This window comes from Sphingomonas sp. Ant20 (assembly GCF_000783375.1).
Lineage (GTDB): Bacteria > Pseudomonadota > Alphaproteobacteria > Sphingomonadales > Sphingomonadaceae > Sphingomonas > Sphingomonas aerolata.
Window position 1 is genome coordinate 1 of the sequence record NZ_JRVI01000150.1, and the last position, 6676, is coordinate 6676.

Annotated in this window: 6 protein-coding genes; 3 read left to right on the forward strand and 3 right to left on the reverse strand. The window is 70.2% G+C overall.

The features are described 5' to 3' along the window. Positions 1-214 precede the first annotated feature (214 nt). The 3 genes from NI18_RS15835 (at position 215) to NI18_RS15845 (ending at position 4194) form a co-directional block, all read left to right on the forward strand. Positions 215-964 (forward strand): Crp/Fnr family transcriptional regulator, encoded by a 750-nt coding sequence (locus tag NI18_RS15835; RefSeq protein ID WP_198527037.1) that lies wholly within the window; start codon positions 215-217, stop codon positions 962-964. Positions 965-1055: 91 nt separating this feature from the next. After that, positions 1056-1994, forward strand: a complete 939-nt coding sequence (locus NI18_RS24510) for a hypothetical protein (RefSeq protein WP_128082262.1) — start codon at positions 1056-1058, stop codon at positions 1992-1994. Positions 1995-2118: 124 nt separating this feature from the next. Beyond that, entirely contained in the window at positions 2119-4194 is a 2076-nt protein-coding gene (locus tag NI18_RS15845) for a helicase-related protein (RefSeq protein ID WP_052149248.1), read from the forward strand. Between the two features lie 20 nt (positions 4195-4214). On the opposite strand, the gene cobF is transcribed toward NI18_RS15845, so the two are convergent. From cobF to NI18_RS15860, 3 genes are all read right to left on the reverse strand, one after another. Continuing rightward, positions 4215-4982: a precorrin-6A synthase (deacetylating) gene (cobF, locus tag NI18_RS15850; RefSeq protein ID WP_235188379.1), complete on the reverse strand. Its 768-nt coding sequence runs from the start codon at positions 4980-4982 to the stop codon at positions 4215-4217. Continuing rightward, positions 4979-5698 (reverse strand): uroporphyrinogen-III C-methyltransferase, encoded by a 720-nt coding sequence (gene cobA, locus NI18_RS15855; RefSeq protein WP_031440828.1) that lies wholly within the window; start codon positions 5696-5698, stop codon positions 4979-4981. The genes cobF and cobA overlap by 4 nt, the downstream gene beginning before the upstream one ends. Then, a partial coding sequence (locus NI18_RS15860) for a cobyrinate a,c-diamide synthase (protein WP_037531312.1) occupies positions 5695-6676 on the reverse strand: 982 nt, incomplete at its 5' end. The genes cobA and NI18_RS15860, both read right to left, overlap by 4 nt.

Here is a 6676-nt window from a genome sequence, read left to right on the forward strand (position 1 = left end):
CGCTGCGTGCCGACTGGGCGAGCGCGGCGCCCGGGATGAGTACGAGCGTCGATGCAAACACGCCGGCGAGCAGCGTCCGTCGAATGGAATGTGTCAAAATTGCCTCCTGTAACATTGAAAGGCGCAACCCCGGCGGCGGCGTGGGAGTTGCTGTACGAAACCGGACGAAGACCGGATCGTATTGAATTCGTGCAGTGTTTCAGGGGGCGTGATGGTGGGCGACTATCGACTGGAAACCATCGACCGGGATGGGGCTGGCGACGCGTCGGCGCGAGGCACAGGAAACCGGCTCCTCCAGCGTTTGAGCCTCACCGACTTTGCACTGATCGCCCCGCATCTCGACCGCGTTTCCTTCGCGGTCGGCGAGTCGCTGACGCGTGCGGGCGACCGGATCGAGACGCTCTGCTTTCCCGAGGAGGGGATCGCCGGCGTGCTCGACGCGCTCGAGGGCGATCATCGGTTCGCGGTCGGGCTGATCGGCGCGGAGGGCTTTGTCGGCTGGTCCGCGCTGCTCGGCGATGACCGCTCGCCCTATGACGTCGTGATGCGCGCCGAACAGGGCGTCGCGCTGCAGCTCCCGCTCGACCGCTTCCACGCCGCCGCCGCGCAGAGCGACACGCTGCGGCTCGCGCTGCTCCGTTTCGTCCAGGTGTTCATGACCCAGATGGGGCGGACAATCGTATCGTCGCTCGCGCATTCGATCGAGCGACGCATGGCGCGCTGGATCCTGCTCTATCACGATCGCATCCGCGACGACGCGATCTGCATGACGCATGAGGAGTTCCGCCTGATGCTCGGCGTCCGGCGCAGCAGCGTGACAGAGGCGCTTCACCGGCTCGAGGAAGAACAGGCTATTCGCTCCGTGCGCGGCCGCGTGCTGGTCCGCGACCGCGACGTGCTGATGCGGATGGCGGGCGACACCTATGGCCATGCCGAATCCGAGTATCGCCGCCTGCTCGGCTGAGCCAGTCGGAACGTTTCGTGCACGGATCACGGAACGAGCCGGTCCGCATACCGTTCATTCAATGGGCGCCAACGGCCCGACCGGAGGGGCCATGCTGAAGCGTACCGACCATATCGACCTGCCGGGCGACACGCGCGCCGCACCGGCAACCCTGCCCACGGCGATCGTCGTTGCCGAGCTGCTGACCGCCGGAATCGACCGTGCCATTCTGGTAGTCGAGGACGAGGCGCGCGCCGAGGCGATCGCCTGTCTCGCGGAGGGGTTCGCCCCTGCGATGACCGTCGTCCATCTCGTTGCGAGCGATGCGCTCCCCGGCGACTCCGCGCCGCCCAGCGCCGCCAATGTCGGCCGCCGGGTCGAGGCGCTGCGCCGTCTGCGCGCCGCGACCGCTACAGCCTCGACCGGCCCGATCCTCCTCGTCCTCTCCGCCGAGGCGAGCGCGGTCCGCTATCCCGCCCCCGCCGCGTTCGACGAGGCGCCACCGGTGTTCCGCGTCGGCGACACGATCGACATCGCCGCGCTACCCGCGCTCGCCGAAACGATCGGCTACACGATCGACGACCGGGTCGACGAACCCGGCGAGATCGCGATCCGCGGCAGCGTCGTCGACCTGTTTCCGGCCGATCGTGCGAACCCCGCCCGGATCGAATTCGACGACGATTCGGTCATCACCGAAATCCGCAGCTATGACCCGGTGTCGCAGCGCAGCCTGGAAACGCTCGACGCGGTAATCGTCGGTCGCGCCTGCGAACCCGATCTGGGTGACGGTGTCGCGATTACCGAGCATTTGCCCGACGCCGCGCTCCATTTCGACCCTCTGGTCGCCGACCGCCGCACGCGGTTCCTGGCGCTTGCCGCGACGGCACCGCGGCGCGTCAGGTCAAGGCCGCGCTGGTCGACACGCGCGCCTGGAACAAGGCGACCGTCGGCCGCCAGAGCCTCGCCACCGACACCCCGGTCGAACGCACCCCGCGCTTCATCGAGCGGCGCGATCCGGTCCGCGCGTTCCGCCGCTTCGCCCGTTCGGTGATCGCCGACGGCCGGCTCGCGATCGCCGGGTCCGCGCGTGACCTTCGTTTCCTCGCATCGCGCTCGGCGTCGACGCCGAACACGTCGACAGCCTTGCCGAGGCGGCGGCCGCACCCGTCGGTTCGGTGTCACTGCTCTGCGCTCCGCTCGACCAGGGCTTTGTCCATGCCGATCTCACCATCGTCGCCGCCGCCGATCTGCTCGGCAGCCGCGCACGACTGGACGACGGCCCCGGTGTTGGCGTTGCGGCCTTTGCCGAAGGTGCGACGCTGCAGACCGGCGACATTGTCGTGCATGAGGATCACGGCATCGGTCGCGTTCTCGGGGTCGAGGCGCTGCCCGACCTCGATGGCGTCGCGGCCGACGCGATCGTGCTCGACTATGCCAAGGGCGCCCGCCGGCTCGTACCCGTGCATGAAGCCGATCGCATCTGGCGTTATGGCGCAGACGCGGATGCGGTGACGCTCGACACGCTCGACGGGGGAAGCTGGACCAAGCGTCGCGCCGCGATCGACACCGCGATTGCGGAAAGCGCACGTGCGCTTCAGGCGGTTGCTGCCGAACGCGACGCGCGGACGACACCGCCGATCGTCCCGGATGTCGCACTCTACGAACGTTTCGCCGCGGGTTTTCCCTTTGCCGAGACCCCCGACCAGGCGCGTGCGATCGCCGCGGTCCGTAGCGATCTCGCCAGCGGCAAGCCGATGGACCGGCTGATCGTCGGCGATGTCGGCTATGGCAAGACCGAGGTCGCACTTCGCGCCGCCGCGCTCGTCGCGCTCGCGGGACGGCAAGTCGCGATCGTCGCACCGACCACCGTGCTGATCCGCCAGCATCTTGAAACGTTCCGCACGCGCTTTGTCGGCACCGGGCTGGAGGTCGCTGCGCTGTCTCGGCTGTCGACGCCCGCGGAGCGCAAGCGCGTCTGCGCCGGGCTTGCCGACGGGTCGATCGCGGTCGTGGTCGGCACCAGCGCGGTCGGTGGCAAGGGTGTCGCCTTTGCCGATCTCGCGCTCGTCGTGATCGACGAGGAACAGCGGTTCGGCGCGAAGGCCAAGGGGTCGCTGCGCGACATGGGCGCGGGCCATGTCCTCACGCTCAGCGCCACGCCGATCCCGCGCACGCTCCAGTCGGCGATGGTCGGCATCCAGGCGATCTCGGTCATCGCGACTCCGCCCGCGCGCCGCCAGCCGATCCGCACCATCGTCGCGCCGTTCGACGACGCCGCGGTCCGCAAGGCGCTCCGCCGCGAACGCGCGCGTGGCGGCCAGAGCTTCGTCGTCGTGCCGCGGATCGAGGACATCGCCCCGCTCGCGAAGACGCTCGCGCGGCTCGTCCCCGAACTCGGCCTCGTCATCGCGCACGGCAAGATGGACGCCGCCGAGCTCGACGACGCCATGGCGGGCTTTGCCGCGGGTGACGGCGACGTGCTGCTCGCGACCAACATCATCGAGGCGGGGCTCGACGTGCCGCGCGCCAACACGATGATCGTCCACCATGCCGACCGGTTCGGCCTGTCGCAGCTCCACCAGCTGCGCGGCCGGGTCGGGCGCGGCGGCCGGCGCGGTCAGATCCTGCTGTCGACCGACGGTGAGGCCATGATCGCCGAGGCGACAATGAAGCGCCTGCGCACGCTCCAGGCGTTCGACCAGCTCGGCGCGGGCTTCGCGATCAGTGCGCGTGATCTCGACATGCGCGGCGCGGGCGATCTGGTCGGCGAGGATCAGGCCGGCCACATGAAGCTGATCGGTATCGACCTCTACCAGCACCTGCTGGGTCGCGCGCTGAAAGCCGCGCGCGGCGAACCGGTCGATCAGTGCCAGCCGGTGCTCAATCTCGGCGTCGGCGGCATGCTTCCCGAAGAGTGGATCCCCGAGACCGACCTGCGGCTGACGCTCTACGGCCAGCTCGCGCATCTGACCGACATCGCCGCGCTCGATGCGTTCCAGGCCGAGCTCGAGGACCGGTTCGGCGCACTTCCCGACAATGCCGTCCGCCTGCTCGAATGCGCGCGGATCCGCGCACTCGCCGCCGCCGCCGAAATTCGCCAGATCGATGTCGGCCCGGGCGCATCGCCTTCACCCCGGGCGACCCCACCGCCGCCCTGCCCGCGCCGTTCGAACAGGCCAAGCGCCGCTGGCTGGTCCGCGAACGGATCGAGGATCCCCTCGCCCGCCTCGACCGCGTCCGCGAGCTGCTGAGCGACCTGTCGGAGTGACGCTCAGCCGCCCGTGCGGCGTAGGAGATACACGTCCATGATCCAGCCGTGCCGGGCGCGCAGTCCGGCACGGCACGTGATGATCTCCGCCCCGACTGAGGCGAGCGGCCCGGCGACCAGCGCCTCCTGCGCCATCCCCAGATACGCCCCCCACCAGATCATGACCCCCTCGGGTGCGAGCGTCTCGAACGCGCACGCCCCGTCGAGCATCACCGCCAGCGTCTCGACCCCCGCTGGCCACCCCTCGGCGCGCAGCCGCCGACCGGTGGTGATCGTCACGGGCGCAGCGAGCGTGTTGAGCGGGATCGCATGCGCCGCGGTCAGCGCCTGCAGGCTGGTGATCCCCGGCACCACGCTGACCCCGATCGACCGCCCTCCCGCTCGCAGCCGGTTAGCGATCCGGAGGCTGCTGTCGTAGAGCGACGGATCCCCCCAGACGAGGAACGCGACCCGTCCTCCGCCCGGCAGATGCTCGGCGATCTGCGCCGCCCACACCGCCGCGATATCATCGTGCCACGCATCGACCGCCGCACGGTACGGCGCGTCCGCATCGCGCTCGGGCAGATCGAACTCCACCACTCTGGCAGGCCCGGTCAGCAGCGCGGCGCAGATCGTCCGGCGCAGATCGACCAGATCGGATTTCCCCGCGCCTTTCCGCGGCAACAGGATCAGGTCGGCGGCGTTCATCGCCGTGACTGCGGCGCGCGTCACATGATCGGGATTGCCCGTGCCGATCCCGATCAGCGATATCGCGATGTCGACTCCGCTCACGGCGCCATCAACGATCCATAGAGGATCAGCGCGGGCTTGTCGGACACGCCCCCCGCCAGCCGCGCCGCGAGCCCCGCGATCGTCGACCAGGTCAGGCTCTGGTCGGGATGCCCGACATTCTCGGCGAGCAGCGCGGTCGTGTCGCCCGGCAGGCCATGTGCGACGAGCGACTCAACCAGAGCCGGAAACGTCCGCTGCGGCATGAACACGACCGTTGTCGCCTCCGGATCGGCGAGCGCGGCCATGTTGCGCTGCTGCGGCAACTGCCCGGTCACGTCATGGCCGGTGACATATTGCACCCGGCGCGCGGACAGCCGGCGCGTCAGCGGGATCGCGGCGGCGGCAGCAGCCGCGCTCGCCGCGCTGATCCCCGGGACGATCTCGAACGTCACGCCCGCCTCGCGCAGCGCGACGATCTCCTCCTCCAGCCGCCCGAACATCCCCGCATCGCCAGACTTCAGCCGGACGACGCGCGCCCCCGTTAGCGCGTGGTCGACCAGCAGTTGCGAGACATGCGACTGGCGCGGCGACGGCCGCCCCGCGCGCTTGCCGACCGCGACCAGTTCGGCACCGACGCGCGCATGACCCAGCACCGCGCCCGACGACAGATCGTCGAACAGCACGACGTCGGCGCGCTGCAACCGCGTCACCGCCTTCAGCGTCAGCAATTCGGGGTCGCCGGGGCCGGAACCGACGAACGAAACGAAACCGGTCATGCAGCCGATTGGCCAAGGGGGGCGATCATGTGGAAGAAACTACCCGTCACGCCGCCGCGATGCGAGCCGGTTTCGGGCACGGCTTGCGCATTCGCGTCGACCACCTGCGCCAGCGGCGCGTCGGGCTGGTCGAGGATCGTCGAATAATGGAATTCATGCCCCGCCAGCATCACCCCCGCCGCGATCCCGCCGATCGGCGCGTGCAGCGTCGCCCGCCGATAGCCCAGATGCATCCGCCGCTTCTCGTAACTCGTCACCAGCCCGAGCAGCCCCGCCATCCGGTGCCGCGTCCCGTCCGCATCGATCAGCCCCTCGCCCAGCGCCATGTAGCCGCCGCACTCGCCGTGCACCGGTCGCGTCTCGGCATGCAGCGCCAGCGCCGCACGGAACCGATCCGCCGCCGCCAGCGCCCCGGCATGAAGCTCGGGATAGCCCCCCGGCAGCCAGACCAGATCCGCGTCCTTCGCCGGCGCCTCGTCCGCCAGCGGCGAAAAGGGCAGGATCTCCACGCCCGCGCTGCGCCACCCGTCCAGCACATGCGCATAGGTGAAAGAAAAGGCGGCATCCTGCGCCAGCGCGATCCGCTGTGCCGGCGGGGTCGGTACGACCGTCCCCTGCGCGACGGCTCGCGGCGTGGCGGCCGCCGCCTCGCGCAGCGCGGCGATATCGACATGCGCGCGCAGGAACGTCGCATAGGCCGCGATCTGCGCGTCGAGCGCAGGGTGCTCGATCGCCTGCACCAGCCCCAGATGTCGCTCGGGGAGCGTCAGGTCGCCGCGCCGCGGCAGCGCACCGAACACGCGGATCCCGACCGCTTCCATCCCGCTGCGCGCCAGCCGCTCGTGCCGCTCGCTCGCCACGCGGTTGAGGATCACGCCTGCGACCCTTACGCCTGGATCATAGCGCGCGAACCCCAGGGCGGTCGCCGCCGCGGACTGCGCCTGGCCCGACACGTCGATCACCAGCACGACCGGCCAG

Coding starts and splice junctions, on each gene's coding strand:
- NI18_RS24510 (WP_128082262.1), top strand. CDS start 1,056: ATGCTGAAGCGTACCGACCATATCGACCTGCCGGGCGACACGCGCGCC.
- cobA (WP_031440828.1), bottom strand. CDS start 5,698: ATGACCGGTTTCGTTTCGTTCGTCGGTTCCGGCCCCGGCGACCCCGAA.